18 protein-coding genes and 1 pseudogene are annotated in these 20,059 nt (G+C 56.4%); 9 read left to right on the forward strand and 10 right to left on the reverse strand.

What is annotated here, in order from left to right:
- Positions 1-56: 56 nt before the first annotated feature.
- A complete protein-coding gene (gene yeaG, locus KTH07_RS06825; RefSeq protein ID WP_032619842.1) occupies positions 57-1,991 on the reverse strand; it encodes a protein kinase YeaG in 1,935 nt (644 codons plus the stop codon).
- 432 nt (positions 1,992-2,423) lie between these two features.
- Between yeaG and KTH07_RS06830 the strand changes: the two genes are divergently transcribed.
- Positions 2,424-3,170 carry a MipA/OmpV family protein gene (locus KTH07_RS06830; protein ID WP_017384691.1) on the forward strand — a complete coding sequence of 249 codons (747 nt, stop codon included), beginning with the start codon at positions 2,424-2,426 and terminating at the stop codon, positions 3,168-3,170.
- A 67-nt stretch (positions 3,171-3,237) separates the two neighbouring features.
- Here the strand turns inward: KTH07_RS06830 and KTH07_RS06835 are convergent, their stop codons facing one another.
- Both KTH07_RS06835 and gapA read right to left on the reverse strand, forming a co-directional pair.
- Positions 3,238-4,122: a D-hexose-6-phosphate mutarotase gene (locus KTH07_RS06835; RefSeq protein WP_015570781.1), complete on the reverse strand. Its 885-nt coding sequence runs from the start codon at positions 4,120-4,122 to the stop codon at positions 3,238-3,240.
- 74 nt (positions 4,123-4,196) lie between these two features.
- Positions 4,197-5,192, reverse strand: a complete 996-nt coding sequence (gene gapA, locus KTH07_RS06840) for a glyceraldehyde-3-phosphate dehydrogenase (RefSeq protein WP_006809136.1) — start codon at positions 5,190-5,192, stop codon at positions 4,197-4,199.
- 341 nt (positions 5,193-5,533) lie between these two features.
- Between gapA and msrB the strand changes: the two genes are divergently transcribed.
- Positions 5,534-5,947, forward strand: a complete 414-nt coding sequence (gene msrB, locus KTH07_RS06845; protein WP_017384689.1) for a peptide-methionine (R)-S-oxide reductase MsrB — start codon at positions 5,534-5,536, stop codon at positions 5,945-5,947.
- Between the two features lie 41 nt (positions 5,948-5,988).
- Positions 5,989-6,261 carry a YeaC family protein gene (locus KTH07_RS06850; RefSeq protein WP_017384688.1) on the forward strand — a complete coding sequence of 91 codons (273 nt, stop codon included), beginning with the start codon at positions 5,989-5,991 and terminating at the stop codon, positions 6,259-6,261.
- A 50-nt stretch (positions 6,262-6,311) separates the two neighbouring features.
- On the opposite strand, the pseudogene KTH07_RS06855 reads toward KTH07_RS06850, so the two are convergent.
- The 4 genes and pseudogenes from KTH07_RS06855 to sppA all read right to left on the reverse strand — a co-directional run bounded on the left by KTH07_RS06855 (position 6,312) and on the right by sppA (position 11,372).
- Positions 6,312-7,566: pseudogene (locus KTH07_RS06855) on the reverse strand (glycoside hydrolase family 18 protein).
- Between the two features lie 219 nt (positions 7,567-7,785).
- On the reverse strand, positions 7,786-8,427 hold the full coding sequence (gene pncA, locus KTH07_RS06860) for a bifunctional nicotinamidase/pyrazinamidase (RefSeq protein WP_017384686.1): 642 nt from the start codon (positions 8,425-8,427) through the stop codon (positions 7,786-7,788).
- Between the two features lie 9 nt (positions 8,428-8,436).
- Positions 8,437-9,453, reverse strand: a complete 1,017-nt coding sequence (gene ansA, locus KTH07_RS06865; protein ID WP_023303507.1) for an asparaginase — start codon at positions 9,451-9,453, stop codon at positions 8,437-8,439.
- 62 nt (positions 9,454-9,515) lie between these two features.
- Complete coding sequence (gene sppA, locus KTH07_RS06870) at positions 9,516-11,372, reverse strand: signal peptide peptidase SppA (protein ID WP_023303508.1); 1,857 nt, start codon at positions 11,370-11,372, stop codon at positions 9,516-9,518.
- Between the two features lie 167 nt (positions 11,373-11,539).
- Between sppA and KTH07_RS06875 the strand changes: the two genes are divergently transcribed.
- From KTH07_RS06875 to KTH07_RS06885, 3 genes are all read left to right on the forward strand, one after another.
- Positions 11,540-12,091, forward strand: a complete 552-nt coding sequence (locus KTH07_RS06875; protein WP_023303509.1) for an NAD(P)H nitroreductase — start codon at positions 11,540-11,542, stop codon at positions 12,089-12,091.
- A 116-nt stretch (positions 12,092-12,207) separates the two neighbouring features.
- Positions 12,208-13,251, forward strand: coding sequence for a selenide, water dikinase SelD (selD, locus tag KTH07_RS06880; protein ID WP_015570773.1), 1,044 nt, complete (start codon positions 12,208-12,210; stop codon positions 13,249-13,251).
- Between the two features lie 4 nt (positions 13,252-13,255).
- Entirely contained in the window at positions 13,256-15,178 is a 1,923-nt protein-coding gene (locus tag KTH07_RS06885; protein WP_032619841.1) for a DNA topoisomerase III, read from the forward strand.
- Between the two features lie 92 nt (positions 15,179-15,270).
- Here KTH07_RS06885 and gdhA read toward each other — a convergent pair whose 3' ends face one another.
- On the reverse strand, positions 15,271-16,614 hold the full coding sequence (gene gdhA / locus KTH07_RS06890; RefSeq protein WP_023303510.1) for an NADP-specific glutamate dehydrogenase: 1,344 nt from the start codon (positions 16,612-16,614) through the stop codon (positions 15,271-15,273).
- 225 nt (positions 16,615-16,839) lie between these two features.
- Here gdhA and KTH07_RS06895 point away from each other — a divergent pair, with 225 nt between their 5' ends.
- Complete coding sequence (locus tag KTH07_RS06895) at positions 16,840-17,112, forward strand: YnjH family protein (RefSeq protein ID WP_003857857.1); 273 nt, start codon at positions 16,840-16,842, stop codon at positions 17,110-17,112.
- Here the strand turns inward: KTH07_RS06895 and KTH07_RS06900 are convergent.
- The gene (locus KTH07_RS06900) at positions 17,072-17,488 is read right to left on the reverse strand and encodes a pyrimidine (deoxy)nucleoside triphosphate diphosphatase (protein ID WP_017384679.1); all 417 of its coding nucleotides are present in this window, start codon (positions 17,486-17,488) and stop codon (positions 17,072-17,074) included. The two genes, KTH07_RS06895 and KTH07_RS06900, sit on opposite strands and share 41 nt — an antisense overlap.
- A gap of 75 nt (positions 17,489-17,563) precedes the next feature.
- Here KTH07_RS06900 and KTH07_RS06905 point away from each other — a divergent pair, with 75 nt between their 5' ends.
- Entirely contained in the window at positions 17,564-18,136 is a 573-nt protein-coding gene (locus tag KTH07_RS06905) for a carboxymuconolactone decarboxylase family protein (RefSeq protein ID WP_023303511.1), read from the forward strand.
- Positions 18,126-18,743, forward strand: coding sequence for a CDP-alcohol phosphatidyltransferase family protein (locus KTH07_RS06910; protein ID WP_017693605.1), 618 nt, complete (start codon positions 18,126-18,128; stop codon positions 18,741-18,743). The genes KTH07_RS06905 and KTH07_RS06910 overlap by 11 nt, the downstream gene beginning before the upstream one ends.
- Here KTH07_RS06910 and KTH07_RS06915 read toward each other — a convergent pair.
- Positions 18,740-20,047 carry a sulfurtransferase gene (locus KTH07_RS06915; RefSeq protein ID WP_032620353.1) on the reverse strand — a complete coding sequence of 436 codons (1,308 nt, stop codon included), beginning with the start codon at positions 20,045-20,047 and terminating at the stop codon, positions 18,740-18,742. The genes KTH07_RS06910 and KTH07_RS06915 overlap by 4 nt on opposite strands.
- Positions 20,048-20,059: the final 12 nt, after the last annotated feature.

Below are 20,059 nucleotides of genomic sequence, written 5' to 3' on the forward strand. Positions count from 1 at the left end.
GTCCGTAAATAACGGACATTTTGTTGGCCCGGTAAGCGCGTTACCGGGCACTTGTTTTAAGACGATTTACGCACGCGCAGATACCATTCACAGAGCAGGCGGACCTGTTTGCGGGTATAGCCTTTTTCCATCATACGGTCGACAAACTCGTCGTGCTTTTTCTGCTCGTCGGTTGAGGTTTTGGCGTTGAACGAGATGACCGGCAACAGCTCTTCCGTGTTAGAGAACATTTTCTTCTCTATAACCGTGCGCAGTTTTTCGTAGCTGGTCCAGTTCGGATTGCGGCCGTTGTTATGCGCTCTGGCGCGCAGCACGAAGTTCACAATCTCGTTTCGGAAGTCTTTCGGGTTGCTGATCCCGGCTGGTTTCTCGATTTTTTCAAGTTCCGCGTTCAGGGATTCACGGTCAAACAGCTGGCCGGTATCCGGGTCGCGATACTCCTGATCCTGGATCCAGAAGTCAGCGTAGGTGACGTACCGGTCGAAGATGTTCTGGCCGTATTCGGAATAGGATTCCAGGTAGGCGGTCTGGATCTCTTTGCCGATAAACTCGGCGTATTTCGGGATCAGGTAGCCTTTCAGGAACTCCAGGTAGCGTTCAGCCTGCTCCTGTGGGAACTGTTCACGTTCAATTTGCTGTTCCAGCACGTAGAACAGATGTACCGGGTTGGCGGCCACCTCCGCGTGGTCGAAGTTAAAGACGCGGGAGAGGATCTTAAACGCGAAACGCGTCGACAGACCGTTCATCCCTTCGTCGACCCCGGCGTAATCGCGGTATTCCTGGTACGATTTCGCTTTCGGGTCGGTATCCTTCAGGCTTTCGCCGTCATACACGCGCATTTTTGAGTAGATGCTGGAGTTTTCCGGCTCTTTCAGGCGCGACAGGATCGAGAAGCGCGACAGTGTTTCCAGCGTTCCCGGTGCGCAAGGGGCATGAACCAGCTCACTGTGGTTGAGCAGTTTTTCGTAAATCTTGATCTCCTCGGAGATCCGCAGGCAATAAGGCACTTTGACGATATACACACGGTCAAGGAACGCCTCATTGTTTTTGTTGTTACGGAAGGTCACCCATTCAGATTCGTTAGAGTGGGCAAGGATAATCCCGTTAAACGGCAGGGCGGAAATACCTTCTGTCCCGTTGTAGTTCCCCTCCTGGGTGGCGGTCAGTAGCGGATGCAGCACTTTGATCGGTGCTTTAAACATCTCGACAAATTCCATAATCCCCTGGTTGGCGCGGCACAGCGCACCGGAATAACCGTAGGCATCCGGGTCGTTTTGCGCGTGATGCTCCAGCTTACGGATATCGACTTTACCCACCAGCGCCGAGATATCCTGGTTGTTCTCGTCACCGGGTTCAGTTTTAGCGATGGCGATCTGCTCGAGGATAGACGGCCACACTTTCACGACGCGGAACTTGGTGATGTCCCCGCCAAACTCGTGCAGACGTTTTGCCGCCCACGGCGACATGATCGTACCGAGATAGCGATGCGGAATGCCAAACTCTTTTTCCAGAATTTGCGCATCCTCTTGCGGATTAAACAGGCACAGCGGATGGTCATTGACCGGGCTGCGTTCGCCGTTGGCGCTCAGCACATAGATCGGCACGCGCTGCATCAGCGCTTTCAGCCGTTCAGCCAGGGAGGATTTACCCCCACCGACAGGACCCAGCAGGTAAAGGATCTGTTTCTTCTCTTCCAGCCCCTGAGCGGCATGCTTCAGGTAGGAGACGATCTGCTCAATGGCGTCTTCCATGCCATAGAACTCTTCAAACGCCGGGTATCGGGCGACCACCCGATTCGAAAATAGACGGGAAAGCCGTGGCTCCAGGGCAGTATCAACCATGTTTGGCTCACCAATAGCCATCAATAGCCGTTCTGCCGCATTGGCATAGGCACTGCGATCTTGCCGACAAATGGTAAGAAACTCCTGCAGTGTGAACTCTTCGTCCTTGGCAGCTTCGTAGCGCTGGCGATAGTGATCGAATATATTCATGGCATGCCGTCCTTTCGTTTTTTAGCACAGGATAAGAGCCGTTCGTATGAGTAGTGGAGGCTCCCGGAAGAGAATTTTTCGCACCTCACTGCCAGAGCAGCAACCTGTGTGCCAGGTCGAAGGCTATGAACCGCAGGGTGTTCAGCAAAACCTCTTCTTAAATTAAAGCTTAGATGGCAATTGCAAAACTTGCATACGGATAAAATCTACTTTCAATGACATATCAATAACTCATCCAAAAATTTCCACTGCGGTTATAAGCGAAAAGTGGGTTTTTCATTTATCGGTCACATAAATGAAAGCGGGATGTCATCTGAAAAATGAAAAATAACGGGTTAATCAAACGGATTAGCGCGCAAAAAATTTTGGGATGTACGGGAATGGCGGTTACACTTCACCCGCTGATTATTTGACTACAGGAAAGAATGGATTGTGACCAAACTCAAACTTCTGGCATTGGGCATCCTTGCCGCTACCGCAGCGAGCACCGTACAGGCTGAGAGCCAGTGGACTGTTGGCGCGGGTGCTGGCGTGATTAACAGCCCGTACAAGCAGTATGACCGCGACGTTTATCCTGTCCCCGTTGTCACCTATGAAGGCGATAACTTCTGGTTCCGTGGGTTGGGCGGTGGCTACTATCTGTGGAACGATACGGCCGATAAGCTCTCCATCATGGCCTATTACGATCCAACGCACTTTAAACCAGGCGACAGCGACAGCAATGCGCTTCGTCAGCTGGACAAACGCAGAAGCTCACTGATGGCGGGGCTTTCTTACGTCCATAATACCGAGTATGGCTTCCTGCGCACTGCGCTGGCGGGCGATACCCTGGACAACAGCAACGGCTTCATCTGGGATCTGGCGTGGCTTTATCGCTATACCAACGGCGCAGTGACGCTGACGCCGGGTATCGGTGTGCAGTACAGCAGCGAGAATTACAACGACTACTACTATGGCGTGTCTAAAGCGGAGTCTCGCCGCAGTGGTCTGAAGAGCTACAGCGCGGATGATGGCTGGGACCCGTACCTGGAACTCACCGCCTCGTATAACTTCCTCGGTGACTGGAATGTGTACGGTACTGGCCGTTACATTCGTCTGAGCGATGAAGTGAAAGACAGCCCGATGGTCGACAAGTCCTGGTCTGGCATCTTCTCCGTGGGTGTGACCTACAAGTTCTGACCAGAACGTGATGCATTAAAACGGGGCGCTAGCGCCCCGTTTGTTTTTTTATGATGCCTGAACAATATTAGCGCTTCACAATCTTGATCGTCTGGCCTAAGCGGGACGGTTTTTCTTCGCTGGTTTTCTGCGGCGCGGTCACGCACGCGGTTTCCACGCACACGAAGGTCTTGTAACCGTCATCCGGGATATCCGCCATGCTGACGGAAAGGGCAGGGCCCGGGTTCCAGCCCACCACGTTGCTGTGGTGGTGATGAACCACATCAATACCGCGGTTCAGCGCGCTGTCGTGGATGACGCTACAGGCTTCCGGGTGCAGATACACGCGGTCGGTACGATCCGGGAAAGTCTGCACGCCGTCGTCCAGCTTGCCTTCTTTCGCGTTATCCACTTTGTCGATAAAGGTATCGCCAAGTCCGCTCACCTTAACGGCCTGAATGTCGCCTACGTTGAAATAGGTGTGCAGGGCGGACGTTGTTTCGAATTCGCCGTGCGCTTCCAGTTCAATTTCGCAGGTTTTACCCAGCTTGAAGCGGGCATACAGGGTGAACTCGTGTGGCCACAGGGCACGCGTTTCATCATTCGCCTGGAGTTCAAAGGTCAACACCGCACCGTTTTCATCTTCGTTGTGGGCTTTCAGCGTCCACTGCTGGTTACGGGCGAAACCGTGTGAGGGTAAACCCTGCTGCGCTGACGGGCCAAACCATGGCCAGCAGATCGGTACGCCGCCGCGGATCGCCGCCCCTTTTTTGAACGAGGTGGCCTCGCTCAGCCACAGGCCTTCTTCTTCACCTTCTGGTTTCCAGGAGAGCAGGTGGGCACCATTGAGCGCTACGGAGGCTTTAACGCGCGGATGATCAACGACGATGATATCAGCACCGTAGATCTGACGGCGGGAGAGCACAGGGGTAAGTTGTTCGACTACCGGAAGTGCAAAAATTTTATTAATCATTAAGCAATCCTCTGTCTAAAAACAATAAAAAAGGCGACCGAAGTCGCCTTTTAGGATCAAGCACTCATCTCAACTTATTTGGAGATGTGAGCGATCAGGTCCAGTACTTTGTTAGAGTAGCCAGTTTCGTTGTCGTACCAGGAAACCAGTTTCACGAAGTTGTCGTTCAGTGCGATACCTGCTTTAGCATCGAACACGGAAGTGCACACTTCGCCGTTGAAATCGGTAGATACAACGTCGTCTTCGGTGTAACCCAGAACGCCTTTCATTGGGCCTTCGGAAGCAGCTTTGATTGCTTTCTTAATTTCTTCATAAGAAGCAGCTTTTTCCAGACGAACGGTCAGGTCAACAACGGATACGTTAGGAGTTGGAACGCGGAACGCCATACCAGTCAGTTTGCCATTCAGTTCTGGCAGTACTTTACCTACTGCTTTAGCAGCACCGGTAGAAGATGGGATGATGTTCTGAGCCGCGCCACGGCCGCCGCGCCAGTCTTTGTGAGACGGGCCATCAACGGTTTTCTGAGTAGCGGTGGTTGCGTGAACGGTAGTCATCAGACCTTCGATGATGCCGAAGTTGTCGTTGATAACTTTAGCCAGCGGTGCCAGGCAGTTGGTGGTGCAGGATGCGTTGGAAACGATGTCCTGGCCAGCGTAAGTTTCGAAGTTTGCACCGCGAACGAACATTGGGGTGTTGTCTTTGGAAGGACCAGTCAGAACAACTTTCTTCGCACCCGCAGTGATGTGTTTACGTGCAGTTTCGTCGGTCAGGAAGATACCGGTAGCTTCAGCTACAACGTCAACACCGATTTCGTTCCATTTCAGGTTAGCTGGGTCTTTCTCAGCAGTAACGCGGATGGTTTTGCCATTAACAACCAGGTGGCCGTCTTTCACTTCAACGGTGCCGTCGAAACGACCGTGAGTTGAGTCGTACTTCAGCATGTACGCCATGTATTCAGCGTCCAGGAGATCGTTGATACCAACGATTTCGATGTCAGAACGTTTCTGAGCAGCACGGAAAACAATACGGCCGATACGGCCAAAACCGTTGATACCTACTTTGATAGTCATATATTCCACCAGCTATTTGTTAGTGAATAAAAGGTTGCCTGTAAAATTACAAAAACCTTACGCAGCGTCAAGCGGAATCGTGTCAATCATTGCGACAAATCAATCCTGTGACTAACGTTTGTGCGACTGACTCGCCTCACTTTCCCTTTGAGCTAGCAACCACATGGGGGCTGCGCCCGGAATTTTAAAGGCCTCGCAGGATTAAAATGTGAAATTGATCACAATTGCCTGACCGCCTTTTCGCGACACATAAGTTTAGAACAAAAGTGCACGCGCGGGTGTTAATGTTTTGTTAGAATCTGGGTTAAAAGATGTCTGTTTCAACAGCGAGATGTAAGCATATGTCGAACCAACGTAACCCCGACGATTTGAAAAAAAACCTTACAGAGATGCAGTTTTACGTGACGCAAAATCACGGCACAGAACCGCCGTTTTCCGGGCGTTTGCTGCACAATAAACGGGAAGGCGTCTACCACTGCCTGGTGTGTGATGCACCGCTGTTTAACTCCCAGACGAAGTACGATTCTGGCTGCGGCTGGCCGAGCTTTTACGAGCCTGTCAGCGATGATGCGATCCGCTACCTGACGGACACCTCGCACGGCATGGTGCGCACCGAAATTCGCTGCGGGAACTGTGACGCCCATCTCGGGCATGTCTTCCCGGATGGCCCGCAGCCGACGGGGGAGCGTTTCTGTGTAAATTCGGCTTCCATGAGCTTTACCGATGATGAAAACGGCGACCATACCAAGGGTTGAAAAAACGATTCAGCAAATTATTCCTTTGAAAGGGAGAGATCATGAATATTGATGACATGATTGCAGGTATGACCCCGGAGGTTTATCAGCGTCTGGTAACGGCCGTTGAGCTGGGAAAATGGCCGGACGGTGTGGCGCTCACACCTGAGCAAAAAGAGAACAGTTTGCAGCTGGTGATGCTGTGGCAGGCGCGTCACAATACCGACGCCCAGCACATGACCATCGACACTAACGGTCAGATGGTGATGAAAAGCAAGCGCGAGCTGAAAGAAGAGTTCGGCATCGCGCCGAAGCCGATTGCGACCTTCAAATAAAGCTCCCATGTAGGCCGGGTAAGCGCTAGCGCCACCCGGCACACTACATCTTAGTGCGGGATCCCAAGCGACTCCGCCAGCTGTTTCGCGAGCTGGTTTTCGTCGTCAGCACCGTACTCCCAGAACATGGCGCCAGCCAGACCTTTCTCCTTAATGTAATCCGCTTTGATCGCCACGGAGCGCGGGTTCTCATAGGAAATCGCAAACAGCGCCTTCCCGTCGGCGGATTTCACCGACAGCCACGGCACCTTCGCCTGTTCGTCCCAGTGCTCGGTAAAGCGTTTCTGCGGATCGTTCAGCAGCTTGCGGACGATATCGTTGTATTTCACATAGGTATCTTTGGTCAGATCATAGCCAAGCGATTTGAACAGGCCCAGTTCCTGCGGCCCGAAGTAGGGCTGCGTCACCGGATTGTTCTGCGCGTCCGATTTGCTCCAGTCGATACCCGGTTCAACGGCGCGCTTCGGCACGCGCCCATAGAAACCAATTCCGAGGTTCATCTGCTGCGGCTTCAGCCCGGCGGCCAGATAGTTATTCACCACAAAATCGACGCTGTACTTGTCTGCGGCAGCCACCGTTGGCCAGGCGCTGGAGTCATACAGATTCGCGTTAAAATACTGAGTACCGTACGCCATGTCGTAGGTCATCAGGTTGATGTAATCGAGCAGGGGGGGCAATGGCTTTCACATCCACCCAGCTTTTCGGACTTTCCGCATTCGCGCCCACCGCAATCGTGACCAGCTTTTTCTTACCAAACGCGTCACGCATCTCTTTTAACAGCGCGGTGAAATTATCCCGGTCGGCAGGGGTGCTCTCGACCAGTCCCCACGCGCCGTTGACCGGATATTCCCAGTCCAGGTCGATCCCGTCCAGGCCGTATTTACTGACGATCTCCTGCGCGGAGCGAATAAATACCGCGCGACTCTCTTTGGTTGCCGCTGCGCCAGAAAAACCACGCGCGCCCCAGCCGCCAACGGAAAGCAGGACTTTCAGGTTCGGGTTTTGTTTACGAAGCTGAGGAAGTAACGCCAGATCGGATGCCACCTTAGGTGATAACCAGATTTGATGCAGTTTTGCCGGATCTTTCAGCGCGGCGTTGGTTTCGTCTTTCTCGTTGTTATAGACCAGACCAAACGAGTAGTTGAGGTGGGTGATCTGGCGGACGTCGAGTTTATTAATATCGCCACCCGGTCCGGCGGTAACATCGCCACCCCCATTGAAGTAACCCACGGACATCAGGGGCGCGGCGGAAGCCAGTGACGCGCAAAGCAAGGGTAATGCTGCCAGCAAGGGCAAACGTTTCATATAATTTCCTCTTTGACTGAATAAAAATAACCACGCCACAGAAAAGGCGTGGCGAAAAAACAGCCTGAAGAGAATAGCATCGCCGTTTCGCTTGTGATGCGAGGGAGTTCACTTTATGGGGATTGGGGAAGAAATGCCGGGTGGCGCTGACGCTTACCCGGTCTACAAAACCAGAGAAAGTAGGCCGGGTAAGGCTAAGCCGTCACCCGGCTAAAAAGCTTACGCCTGCGTCTCCATCCAGTCAGCCAGCGTATACAGCGTTGCGCCTTCTGCGGCCATATCCATAAACGCCTGAGCGCTGTCATGCGGCTGAATATTCACCCCGCGACAGCCGTCGGTGATGACATTCACGGTATAGCCCAACTGGAGCGCATCCAGCACGGTGAACTTCACGCAGTAATCCGTCGCCAGGCCCAGCACAATCAGCTCGGTGATCTCATGGTGGCGCAACCACGCGTCCAGCGCCGTCTTCTGACGATGACCGTTATCAAAGAACGCGCTGTAGCTGTCGATGGTTGGGTTTTCACCTTTGTGGAACACCGCGTCGATGGCCTTCTGGTTCAGCAGCGGATGCAGCTCAGCGCCTTCCGTCTGCTGCACGCAGTGATCGGGCCAGAAGGTTTGCGCCAGCCCGTCCAGTTCGCCCTGGCTGTAAGGCTCAACGTTGTGCTGGCTGGCAAAGCTGCCGTGGTTTGCCGGATGCCAGTCCTGACTCGCCACCACCGCTTCACCACGAGCTTTACACCACTCAATCAGCGAATTCGCGACGTCTACGGTGCTGTCGCCTTCGGCAACGGCCAGCGCACCGCCCGCACAGAAATCATTTTGCAAATCGACCAGTAACAGGGCGCGTTGCTTCATGGGACCTCCTTATTCGTCCGGCGTCAGTTCACCGCGCAGGTTTTGCATCATGGCGCGGCGAATGGAATCAATATCCAGATCCTGACTCAGTAAATAGTGAAGTTTAGTCAGCGTTGCCTCAACGGTCATATCGAAACCACTGATCACGCCAGCGTGCGCCAGGGCATTACCGGTGGCGTAGCCGCCCATATTGACTTTGCCGGACATACACTGGGTGAGGTTGACCACCACAATCCCGCGATCGCTCGCCTCCTGAAGCTCTTTCAGGAATTCACCGTTCTGCGGGGCGTTACCCACACCATAGGAGCGCAGGATCAGCGCCTTCACCGGCTGGCGCAGGAAGTTGCGCACCACGTCAGCGGAAATACCCGGATAAATCGTCACCACGCCGATCGGCTGCGGGGTGATGGGGTGAACGATCAGCTCGCCTGCGGTATTTGGCGCGGGCGGCGTGCCCAGACGACGGATATGGATCCCCGCTTCCAGCAGCGGTTGCAGGTTAGGTGAGGCAAAAGCGTCAAAGCCATCGGCGTGTGCTTTAGTGGTACGGTTCCCGCGGTACAGCCGGTTGTTGAAGAACAGCGTTACCTCGTTGATCGGGTAATTAGCGGCCACGTACAGGGAGTTAAGCAGGTTGATCTGCCCGTCTGAACGCAGTTCCGCCAGCGGGATCTGCGAGCCGGTCACGATGACGGGCTTGCTCAGGTTCTCCAGCATGAAGGAGAGCGCCGAGGCGGTGAACGCCATGGTGTCGGTGCCGTGCAGGATCACGAAGCCGTCGTACTGGTCGTAATGAGCTTTAATATCGTCCGCAATATGCTGCCAGTCTTCCGGCGTCATGTCGGAGGAGTCCATCAGCGGCTCATATTCGTGGATGGTAAAGTCCGGCATTTCCGGACGGTGGAATTCAGGCATCAGCGCCAGCTGGCGCTGTAAGTGGCCGGAAACCGGGATATAGCCATTTTCTGAGCGCTGCATACCGATGGTGCCGCCGGTATAGGCGACATAAATTGATTTCTTCTGCATGGTAATGAGTTCTTGTTCTTCAAAAGAAAAAATTCCCTCTTCACGGGAAGAGGGGACGGTTTTTAACGCACGTTCGCACAGGTCAGGCAAAACGCGTAGCGGCTTTGTGGATCATTAAAGGCTGCGAGCTTGTCGCTCTCCGCTTTCATGGCTTTCGCCGCGGTCGCCACCGGCGCCGGCAGATAAGCCTGAAGCGCGTCCGGCAGCATGGCACGAACGGAGCCGGACATGCTGTCCACGACCATATCGAAGAACGTTGGTTCGTCCTGATAATAGTCCACGTGCCACTGCTTGAGCTTCGCCAGCTCCGCTGCTTTCTTCACGGCGTCGTCGAAGTCACCCAGACTGTCTACCAGGCCGTTGCTCTTCGCGTCCTGGCCGGTCCAGACGTGGCCCTGAGCGATCTGGTCAATCTGATCGGGCGTCTTTTTACGGGAGTCCGCAACCAGCGTGATGAAACGTTTATAGCCACTCTCAATGCTGAGCTGCATCATCTCAGACACCTCAGGCGGCAGGGATTTGGTGACGGACACATCCGCCAGCGGCGAGGTGGAAACGCCGTCGGTGTGGACGCCGAGATAATCCAGGCTGTTCTCTACGGTGTTGATCACGCCGAAGATGCCAATCGAGCCGGTCAGCGTGCTTGGGTTAGCCACAATGTAGTTGGCTGGCGTCGAGATCCAGTAGCCCCCGGAAGCCGCCATGCCGCCCATCGAGACCACTACCGGCTTGCCCGCGGCGCGCGCGGCGGCCAGTTCAGCACGGATCACTTCAGAGGCGCTGACGCTGCCTCCAGGGCTGTTCACCCGCAGGACAATCGCCTTCACTTTCGGATCCAGGCGCGCATCGCGGATCTGCGACGCGGTGGTGTCCCCGCCGACGTTCCCCGGCGTTTCTTCGCCATCCATAATGGCCCCGTTAGCAAACACCACGGCGATGCTGTCACCACTGTCGTCCGGCTTTTTCGCGGCGTAGTCATACATGCTGATGGCGCTGTAGTTTTTATCCTCTTTACTCCAGCCGAACTGTTTGGTCAGCGCTTTTTCAATTTCAGCGCTGGAACCCAGCTGATCGACCAGTTTGTTATCAAGCGCGTATTTCGCTGTATCGCCGTCCACCTTGCGCAGGCCGTCCAGCACGCCGCGCGCGCCCGGGAAGACCTGCTCAGCGGTAATCTGACGGTTAGCGGCAATGGTGCCGAGGTAGTTCTGCCACAGCTCGCCAATCCAGCGGCTGTCCGCTTCACGGGCGGCAGGGGACATATCATCGCGGATAAACGGCTCCACGGCGGATTTATAGGTCCCGACGCGGAAGACGTGGGTGGTGACCTTCAGCTTGTCGAGCAGCGATTTGTAGTACAGACCGTTAGTGGCGAAGCCATGCAGATCGACCGTGCCCTGTGGCGAAAGCCAGATCTTATTGGCAAAGCTCGCCAGATAATATTGTCCCTGGGTGTAGCTGTCGCCAATGGCAATAACCGGTTTACCGCTGTCGCGGAATTCGCGCAGCGCTTTGCCGATGTACTGCATTGACGGCTGATCGGCCCCGGCAAAATCTTTCAGGTCCAGCACGATACCGGTAATGTTACGATCGTCTTTGGCCTGACGAATGGTGTCGACAATATCAAACAGGGAGTTTTCCTGAAGACGGTCTGACGTTGCGCCGAACAGCTGGCGGCCAATCACGCCCAGACGGTTGCTGGTCGATGGCTTATCAACAATCACCCCGGTGATATCGAGTAACAGCGCGCCGCGCGTCGAATGCTGCGACTGGTTTGCGTTGCTGATATGCATCCAGATACCTGCGCATACCAGGACCAGGAAGATGAAGAAGATGTTCATCACCAGGTTGCGGACGAAGTTGAGCAGTCGCCACGTCCATTTAAAGAAACCGGCAAAGATTCGCCAAAGGGTTCGCATGTATTCTCCCTAACCAGAAAAGGACTGTTTCCGTCGCCACGGGACGGTAATGTGCGGTTATCGTAATGACCCAACCGCCACTTGTCAGCAGGAATCGCCTGCCGCGCTGTAACAAATTCTGCTGTCGTGTTAATTTTGTGAGTAAATTTCATGAAAGGAGTTAACCAATGGACGCACTTGAACTGCTTGTTAACCGTCGTAGCGCTTCCCGCCTGGCCGAACCGGCACCCGTCGGCGAGCAGCTGGAAAACATTCTGCGTGCCGGAATGCGTGCGCCGGACCATGGCACATTGCAGCCGTGGCACTTCTTTATTATTGAAGGCGAAGGGCGCGACCGCTTCAGCCAGCTGCTGGAGCAGGGGGCTGTTGCCGCAGGCCAGGATGAGAAGGGGATTGATAAAGCCCGCAACGCGCCGTTCCGTGCGCCGATGATCATCGCGGTAGTCGCAAAATGTCAGGCCGATCATAAAGTGCCGGTCTGGGAGCAGGAGATGTCTGCCGGTTGCGCGGTAATGGCAATGCAGATGGCCGCCGTCGCGCAGGGCTTTAACGGCATCTGGCGTACCGGGCCGCTGACCGGGAGCGCCGCCGTGCGGGAAGGTTTCTCCTGCGGCGAACATGATAAAATTGTCGGCTTCCTCTATCTCGGCACCCCGCAGCTTAAAGCCTCCAGCACCATTAGCGTGCCGGACACCACACCTTTCGTCAGCCGTTTTTAATCACCCGCGCTAAACTGTCTGGATTCTGAGCATCCGCCGCAGAATTCAGACAGTCATACTTACCTCTTTATGGAATGAGCGCTACCATAGCGCGATTGAGATGACAGGAGACGTCCATGAGCGAGCAAACCATTCGTTTAACGCAATACAGCCACGGAGCCGGTTGCGGTTGTAAAATTTCCCCGAAAGTGCTGGAGACCATCCTGCACAGTGAACAGGCGAAGTTTGTCGACCCGAACCTGCTTGTCGGTAACGAAACGCGTGACGATGCAGCGGTTTATGACCTGGGTAACGGCACCAGCATTATCAGCACTACTGACTTCTTTATGCCGATTGTCGACAACCCGTTCGACTTCGGGCGCATTGCGGCCACCAACGCCATCAGCGATATCTTTGCGATGGGCGGTAAACCGATTATGGCGATCGCCATTCTGGGCTGGCCGATTAACACCCTCCCGCCGGAGATTGCCCGCGACGTGATCGAAGGCGGACGCTTTGCCTGCCAGCAGGCGGGTATTGCCCTGGCCGGTGGTCACTCTATCGATGCGCCGGAGCCGATCTTCGGCCTGGCCGTCACCGGCGTGGTGCCGACCGAGCGCGTGAAGCGCAACAGCACGGCGCAACCGGGCTGCAAATTGTTCCTCACCAAGCCGCTGGGCATTGGCGTACTGACCACTGCCGAGAAGAAATCCCTGCTGAAGCCCGAGCATATCGGTCTGGCAACGGAAGTGATGTGCCAGATGAACCTCGCCGGTGCGGCATTCGCCAATATCGACGGCGTGAAGGCCATGACCGACGTGACCGGTTTTGGTCTGCTGGGGCACCTCTCTGAAGTCTGTCAGGGCGCGGGCGTGCAGGCGCAGGTCTGGTATCAGGATGTGCCTAAGCTGCCGGGCGTGGAAGAGTACATTGCTCAGGGCGCAGTGCCGGGCGGGACGCAGCGCAACTTCGCCAGCTACGGCCATTTAATGGGCGAAATGCCGGAAGCGTGGCGTAACCTGCTGTGCGATCCGCAAACCTCCGGCGGCCTGCTGCTGGCGGTGACGCCGGAAGCTGAAGCTGACGTTCAGGCGACGGCTGCCGAGTTTGGCATCACCCTGACGGCCATTGGTGAGCTGGTGACCGCCCGCGGTGGTCGACCGATGATTGAGATCCGTTAATTCGATGCGGTTGTTTATTGCCGAAAAGCCGAGTCTGGCGCGTGCCATCGCCGATGTGCTGCCCAGGCCGCATCGCAAAGGCGACGGCTTTATCGAATGCGGTAACGGGCAGGTGGTCACCTGGTGTATCGGTCACCTGCTTGAACAGGCGCAGCCGGATGTCTACGACAGCCGCTACGCCCGCTGGAATCTCAACGATCTACCGATTGTGCCGGAAAAATGGCGTCTCCAACCGCGTCCTTCCGTCACCAAACAGCTCAACGTCATTAAGCGCTTCCTGCATGAGGCGACGGAAGTGGTCCACGCGGGTGACCCGGACAGGGAAGGGCAACTGCTGGTCGATGAAGTGCTGGACTACCTGGAGCTGGCGCCGGAAAAGCGCCAGCAGGTGCAGCGCTGCCTGATCAACGACCTCAACCCTCAGGCGGTAGAGCGGGCCATTTCACGCCTGCGCGCCAACAGCGAATTTATTCCCCTGTGTGTCTCCGCGCTGGCGCGTGCCCGTGCGGACTGGCTGTACGGGATCAACATGACCCGCGCCTACACCATTCTCGGGCGCACCGCGGGTTATCAGGGCGTACTCTCCGTCGGTCGTGTCCAGACACCGGTGCTGGGGCTGGTGGTGCGTCGCGACGAAGAGATCGAAAATTTCGTCGCCAAAGACTTCTTCGAAGTCAAAGCGCATATCGTCACGCCGAAAGACGAACGCTTTACCGCCGTCTGGCAGCCAAGCGATGCCTGTGAGTCATATCAGGACGAAGAGGGACGGCTGCTGCATCGCCCGCTGGCGGAGCACGTGGTCAACCGCATTACCGGCCAGCCCGCAATCGTCACCAGCTATAACGACAAACGGGAAACGGAGCCCGCACCGCTGCCGTTCTCCCTTTCGGCGTTGCAGATTGAGGCGGCTAAGCGCTTTGGTCTTAGCGCACAGAACGTGCTCGATATCTGCCAGAAGCTCTACGAAACCCACAAGCTGATCACCTATCCGCGTTCGGACAGCCGCTATCTGCCGGAAGAACACTTCGCCGGACGCCACTCGGTGATGAATGCCATTGGCGTCCATGCGCCGGATCTGTTGCCGCAACCGGCGGTAAACCCGGATACCCATAACCGCTGCTGGGACGATAAAAAAGTCGATGCTCACCACGCGATAATCCCGACGGCGCGCACCAGCAACGTCAACCTGACCGACAACGAAGCAAAGGTCTATAACCTGATCGCACGTCAGTATCTGATGCAGTTCTGCCCGGACGCGGTGTTCCGCAAGTGCGTTATTGAACTGGAGATTGCCAAAGGCAAATTTATCGCCAAAGCGCGTTTCCTCGCGGAAGCGGGCTGGCGCACGCTGCTCGGCAACAAAGAGCGTGACGAAGAGAACGACGGCACGCCGCTGCCGGTCGTGGCCAAAGGCGACGAACTGCTGTGCGAGAAGGGCGAAGTGGTTGAACGACAAACCCAGCCGCCGCGCCATTTCACCGACGCGACGCTGCTGTCGGCCATGACCGGCATCGCCCGTTTTGTGCAGGATAAAGATCTGAAGAAGATCCTGCGCGCCACCGACGGTCTGGGGACGGAGGCGACCCGCGCGGGGATCATCGAACTGCTCTTTAAGCGCGGCTTCCTGGAGAAAAAGGGACGTTACATCCATTCAACAGAACCGGGCCGGGCGCTAATTCATTCGCTGCCGGAGCTGGCCGCCAGGCCGGACATGACCGCGCACTGGGAGTCGGTGCTGACGCAGATCAGCGAAAAGCAGTGCCGTTATCAGGACTTTATGCAGCCGCTGGTAGGGACGCTTTATCAGCTGATTGACCAGGCGCGCAGTACGCCAGTGAAGCGATTCCGGGGAATGTTCGCCCCGGGCGGCGGGGCGAAGAAACCGTTCAAAAAGAAGAAAAGCGCAGCCAAAAATACAACCGCTTAAACCGTAGGCCGGGTAAGGCGAAGCCGCCACCCGGCGAAAAGCCCGGTGGCGCTAACGCTTACCGGGCCTACAAGGGCGAGAATGCAGCGAAACTAAATCACACCCTGTCCGATCATCGCATCGGCCACCTTCACGAACCCGGCGATATTCGCCCCGCGCACGTAGTTAGTTTGCGAAGCCTCGCCGCCGTACTCCACGCAGGCGTGATGAATATCGAGCATGATGTGGTGCAGACGGGCATCCACTTTCTCTGCCTTCCAGCCCATTCTCGCGGCGTTTTGCGCCATTTCCAGACCGGATGTTGCCACGCCGCCAGCGTTCGCCGCCTTGCCTGGCGCAAACAGTACGCCCGCATCCAGGAACAGGTCGGTCGCTTCAATGGTGGTGGGCATATTTGCCCCTTCCGCTACCGCTTTCACGCCATTGCTAATCAGCGTCCGGGCGGCATCCACGTCCAGTTCGTTTTGCGTCGCGCACGGCAGGGCGATATCCACCGGCACGCCCCACGGCTGTTTACCTTCCAGATAGGTCAGGCCAAATTCACGGGCATAATCCGCTACCCGACCGTCACGGCTGGCTTTGATTTCGCACATACGCGCCAGTTTTTCTGCCGTAAAGCCAGCTTCATCCACCACGGTACCGCTGGAATCGGAGGCGGTCACCACGCGCGCGCCAAACGCCATCGCTTTCTCGATAGCGTACTGCGCCACGTTGCCGGAGCCGGAGACCGCCACGCGCATCCCCTCGAAGCTCAGCCCGTGACGCTTAAGCATCGCTTCGGTGAAATAGACCAGACCATAACCCGTCGCTTCCGGGCGAATCAGGCTACCGCCAAACGACAGACCTTTGCCGGTAAAGACGCAGGCGCTGTTGTTGGAGAGCTTTTTCATCATCCCGGCCATAAAGCCCACTTCACGCCCCCCCACGCCGATATCCCCGGCAGGAACGTCGGTGTCCGGCCCAAGGTGGCGATAGAGCTCAGTGACCAGCGCCTGGCAGAAGCGCATCACTTCGCCTTCGCTCTTGCCTTTCGGATCGAAATCACTCCCGCCTTTACCGCCGCCCATCGGCAGGGTAGTGAGCGCATTTTTAAAGGTCTGCTCGAAGCCGAGGAATTTCAGAATCGACAGGTTCACCGAGGGGTGGAAGCGCATCCCGCCCTTAAACGGCCCAATGGCGGAGTTAAACTGCACGCGCCACGCGCGGTTGACCTGCACCTGATTGCGGTCGTCCACCCACGCCACGCGGAACTGGATGACGCGCTCCGGCTCTACCAGACGTTCAAGCAGCGCCATCTGACGGTAACGCGGATTTTCCTCAAGGAAGGGCCACAGGGCGGTCATGACTTCACGAACGGCCTGGGCAAACTCGCTTTGGTGCGGGTCGCGCTGCTGAACATGGGCAAGAAAGCTTTCCAGAGAGCGTGTCTGATCCATAGATATAATAACCTCTTATAATAATTTATGCGTGTGGCGTAGATGTTTTGTGTCGTTTTTTTGACTATACCACCCGCACCGCTTTGAGAGGCAAGCAGAAATTTATGCCGCAAGGGAAATTAATGACAGGGCGCGCGTCATAACCAAAAGCGATGACGAGATAAATTAAAGATCCCGTCCGGATCGACCGTTATAGATATAAACGATGCAAAGGAAATAAAGTCTATGAACCGTTACGCAATGGCCGCGTTATGTTTGATGGTGTCCGCCGGGGCACAGGCTGACCGCATTCGCCCGGATGTCGAGGTCAACGTGCCGCCAGAGGTTTTTAGCGCTGGCGGCCAGCGTGCGCAGCCGTGTAATCAGTGCTGTATCTATCAGGATCAAAACTATTCCGAAGGCGCAGTAGTCAGGGCAGATGGCGTGCTGTTGCAGTGCCAGCGTGATGAACGCACCCTCAGTACAAATCCGCTGGTCTGGCGTCGCGTAAAAGAATAAACGCTTCCAGCAGCGGTATATCCGCCGGGGCTAAAGCATACGTGAACGCGTCTTCTGGCGTGCACCATACCAGCGCCGAGTGATAATGCGCCTTCAGCTGACCGCTAAATTCAGGCACATGCCAGGCGTGGAGGTGAATCAGCCGCTGCGACACCTCCCGCTGGTGGCTTGCCACATACCGCGCGGGCACGGCTTCAATGCCGAGTTCTTCGCGCAGTTCGCGGATCAGCGCTTCCGGCTGGGTCTCACCGGCTTCAACCTTCCCGCCTGCAAATTCCCACATTCCTGGCTGATCGGCATGTTCGGGACGCTGCGCCAGCAAAATCTTGCCCTCTTTTTCGAGGATGGCCGCAACCACATCGAGTGTTTTCAGCATGTTCGTCAATAATTAATAGCGAAAAACGACATATTATCGTGCCCTTCCAAAGAGTCCAGTCATCAGGAGAATCAGGTGAAAGAGACATCCGCCTGGGTTGCGCCCATGGAAACCCTTCCCGTCAGCCTCAGCCCCATCGCCGCCATGCAGAAAAAACACTTCGGCGCGGTGCTGAACCCCACGCGCTGGTGGGGGCGCATGCCGCGTCTTTTCTGGCTGGTGGCGCTGTTTGTCGGCTATCTGGAGCGGCGCAAGGCGCGTTTGACGCCGGTTCTGCGATCGCTACTAATGACGCGGGTCTCGCAGATCTGCCACTGCGCATTTTGTATTGATGCCAACAGCCTGCGTCTGGCCGAGCGGAGCGGGGCGCTGGATAAAGTGCAGGCCGTCAGCGACTGGCAAAATTCCACCCTGTTCAGCGAAGAGGAGCGCGCGGCGCTGGCCTATGCGGAAGCGGTCACCGCCACGCCACCTCAGGTGGATGAAAATATCAAAAGTCTGCTGAAGCGCCACTTTACGGAAGAGACCATCACCGAAATGACGGCTCTGATTGCCTTTCAGAATCTTTCCGCCCGCTTTAACGCCGCGCTGGATATCCCGGCTCAGGGGCTGTGCGCCAAGTTTAAAGGTAAACCGCATGCTGGATAAACATCTGCACCCCCGACTGAAACCCGGGTTAAATCAGCTGGCCGCCACGCTGGATAAACCGTTTATCACGCCTGATGGCTTAACGCTCGCCGGGTTTGCGATTGGCGTGCTGGCGTTACCGTTTCTGGCTCTGGGCTGGTATCCGGCGGCGCTGATCGCCATTGTGCTGAACCGGCTGCTGGATGGTCTGGACGGCGCGCTGGCGCGTCGCCGTGGCCTGACGGACGCGGGAGGATTTCTTGATATCGCCCTCGACTTCCTGTTCTACGCCCTGGTGCCGTTTGGCTTTGCGCTGGCCGCTCCGGCTGATAACGCGATCGCCGCCGCCTGGCTGCTGTTCGCGTTTATGGGGACGGGCAGCAGCTTCCTGGCCTTTGCCGCGCTGGCGGGGAAGCATGATATCGACAATCCCGGCTATGCGCACAAGTCGCTTTATTACATTGGAGGATTAACGGAAGGAACGGAGACCATCGCGCTGTTTGTGCTGTGCTGCCTGTTTCCGGCGCATTTCGCGCTGTTTGCCTGGACATTTGGCGCGTTGTGCTGGCTGACCACCACAACGCGCATCTGGAGCGGTTATATCACGCTGAAATCACTTCCCCGCTAGCGTGCGCTTTCCGGTCCGCGCTCCCCGGTGGAGACCGGGTTCTGCGGATGGCTGCTCCATTCGTACCAGCCGCCGTCGTAGACGGCAACGTTCTGCCAGCCCATCGCGCGGGCGTACATAAAGGCTTCAGACGCGCGCCAGCCGGTACCACAGTAAAACGCAACGTGCTGCTCCGGCAGGATATTCCATGTTTTCCACATGGCGGCAATATCATCGGCGCTGCGCATGGTGCCATCCGGATTGTGGAAATCTTCCATGTGGGTCGCGTCGCTGCCCGCATGGCCCCAGCGCGCACCGGCAATCTCACCTTTTGGCTTGATATAGCTGTAGCCGCTGGTTTCACCGATAAACTCTGGCCAGGAACGAATGCTCACCAGCGAGGCGTCCTGACGGTGCAGCATTCCCCGGGCCTGCTCCATATCCACCATCAGCCGGGGCTGGCTCGGGATCGGCGCGCCAAAATCAGGGGCTGGCTTCACCTTTGCAGGCGTTCCGCGCTCAACGGGCAGGCTGGCGTCGGACCACGCCTTCCAGCCGCCATCCAGAATTCGCACATCCTTCACGCCCGCGTAGAGCATGATCTGCGCCACGCGCGCGGCGGCATACACGTCGCGACCGTACAGAATGACGGTGGTATCGTGACGGATCCCGTGCTTCGCCAGCATCGCTTTCAGCTTTTCGTCAGAGACCTTATTCCACAGCGGTTCGCTTTCCACTTCATTGGTGTCGATATAGCCCGCACCGGGAATGTGGCTCAGGAGATAAAGCTTCGGCGCACCCCAGCCAGCCTCGATCACCTTCCATTCTCCGGCTGGTGCGGCGGTAACGGGTTTGCCCTGCTGCAACTGGCGGATCCACTGCGGATAAACCAGCTGTTCGAAATGTGCCAGACGTTGCAGACGGTCGGATTGTTGCAGGGCATCGCTCAGGGTGGAGACGTGGGTAAAGCCCGCTTTCTCCAGCCGCGCTTTGACGGTCTGGTTGTCATCATCGTTGCCATAGAGCGCGACCGGCATGTCTGGCGTAAGCCGATGTTGTTTTGCCCAGCCGCTGAGCTGTTCATCGCTCATTGCCCCAAGCCAGCTGGCAGAGAGATTAAGCGCGGCGGGTTCATGCCCGGACGTTCCGCTCAGGGTCTGCGGCCAGCCGTTATAGAACGCACTGACGCGCGTATCAATTACCGCGCCGTTTTGCGCCTGGAGCTGGTCCAGCGTGAGGGAGTGGGGCATATCAGCCGCCGTGGAGGAGAGTGAGGCGAGGCCGCAGATCAGGGCCAGCACGGTCAGTTGAGAAACACGTTTCATCGAAAAACCTGA

Origin of the sequence: Enterobacter cloacae complex sp. ECL72 (genome assembly GCF_019056635.1) — a bacterium.
Lineage (GTDB): Bacteria > Pseudomonadota > Gammaproteobacteria > Enterobacterales > Enterobacteriaceae > Enterobacter > Enterobacter hormaechei_C.

Coding starts and splice junctions, on each gene's coding strand:
- gdhA (WP_023303510.1), bottom strand. CDS start 16,614: ATGGATCAGACACGCTCTCTGGAAAGCTTTCTTGCCCATGTTCAGCAG.
- KTH07_RS06895 (WP_003857857.1), top strand. CDS start 16,840: ATGAACCGTTACGCAATGGCCGCGTTATGTTTGATGGTGTCCGCCGGG.
- yeaG (WP_032619842.1), bottom strand. CDS start 1,991: ATGAATATATTCGATCACTATCGCCAGCGCTACGAAGCTGCCAAGGAC.
- KTH07_RS06835 (WP_015570781.1), bottom strand. CDS start 4,122: ATGATTAATAAAATTTTTGCACTTCCGGTAGTCGAACAACTTACCCCT.
- KTH07_RS06885 (WP_032619841.1), top strand. CDS start 13,256: ATGCGGTTGTTTATTGCCGAAAAGCCGAGTCTGGCGCGTGCCATCGCC.
- KTH07_RS06915 (WP_032620353.1), bottom strand. CDS start 20,047: ATGAAACGTGTTTCTCAACTGACCGTGCTGGCCCTGATCTGCGGCCTC.
- sppA (WP_023303508.1), bottom strand. CDS start 11,372: ATGCGAACCCTTTGGCGAATCTTTGCCGGTTTCTTTAAATGGACGTGG.
- KTH07_RS06875 (WP_023303509.1), top strand. CDS start 11,540: ATGGACGCACTTGAACTGCTTGTTAACCGTCGTAGCGCTTCCCGCCTG.
- selD (WP_015570773.1), top strand. CDS start 12,208: ATGAGCGAGCAAACCATTCGTTTAACGCAATACAGCCACGGAGCCGGT.
- ansA (WP_023303507.1), bottom strand. CDS start 9,453: ATGCAGAAGAAATCAATTTATGTCGCCTATACCGGCGGCACCATCGGT.
- pncA (WP_017384686.1), bottom strand. CDS start 8,427: ATGAAGCAACGCGCCCTGTTACTGGTCGATTTGCAAAATGATTTCTGT.
- KTH07_RS06910 (WP_017693605.1), top strand. CDS start 18,126: ATGCTGGATAAACATCTGCACCCCCGACTGAAACCCGGGTTAAATCAG.
- msrB (WP_017384689.1), top strand. CDS start 5,534: ATGTCGAACCAACGTAACCCCGACGATTTGAAAAAAAACCTTACAGAG.
- KTH07_RS06850 (WP_017384688.1), top strand. CDS start 5,989: ATGAATATTGATGACATGATTGCAGGTATGACCCCGGAGGTTTATCAG.
- gapA (WP_006809136.1), bottom strand. CDS start 5,192: ATGACTATCAAAGTAGGTATCAACGGTTTTGGCCGTATCGGCCGTATT.
- KTH07_RS06900 (WP_017384679.1), bottom strand. CDS start 17,488: ATGCTGAAAACACTCGATGTGGTTGCGGCCATCCTCGAAAAAGAGGGC.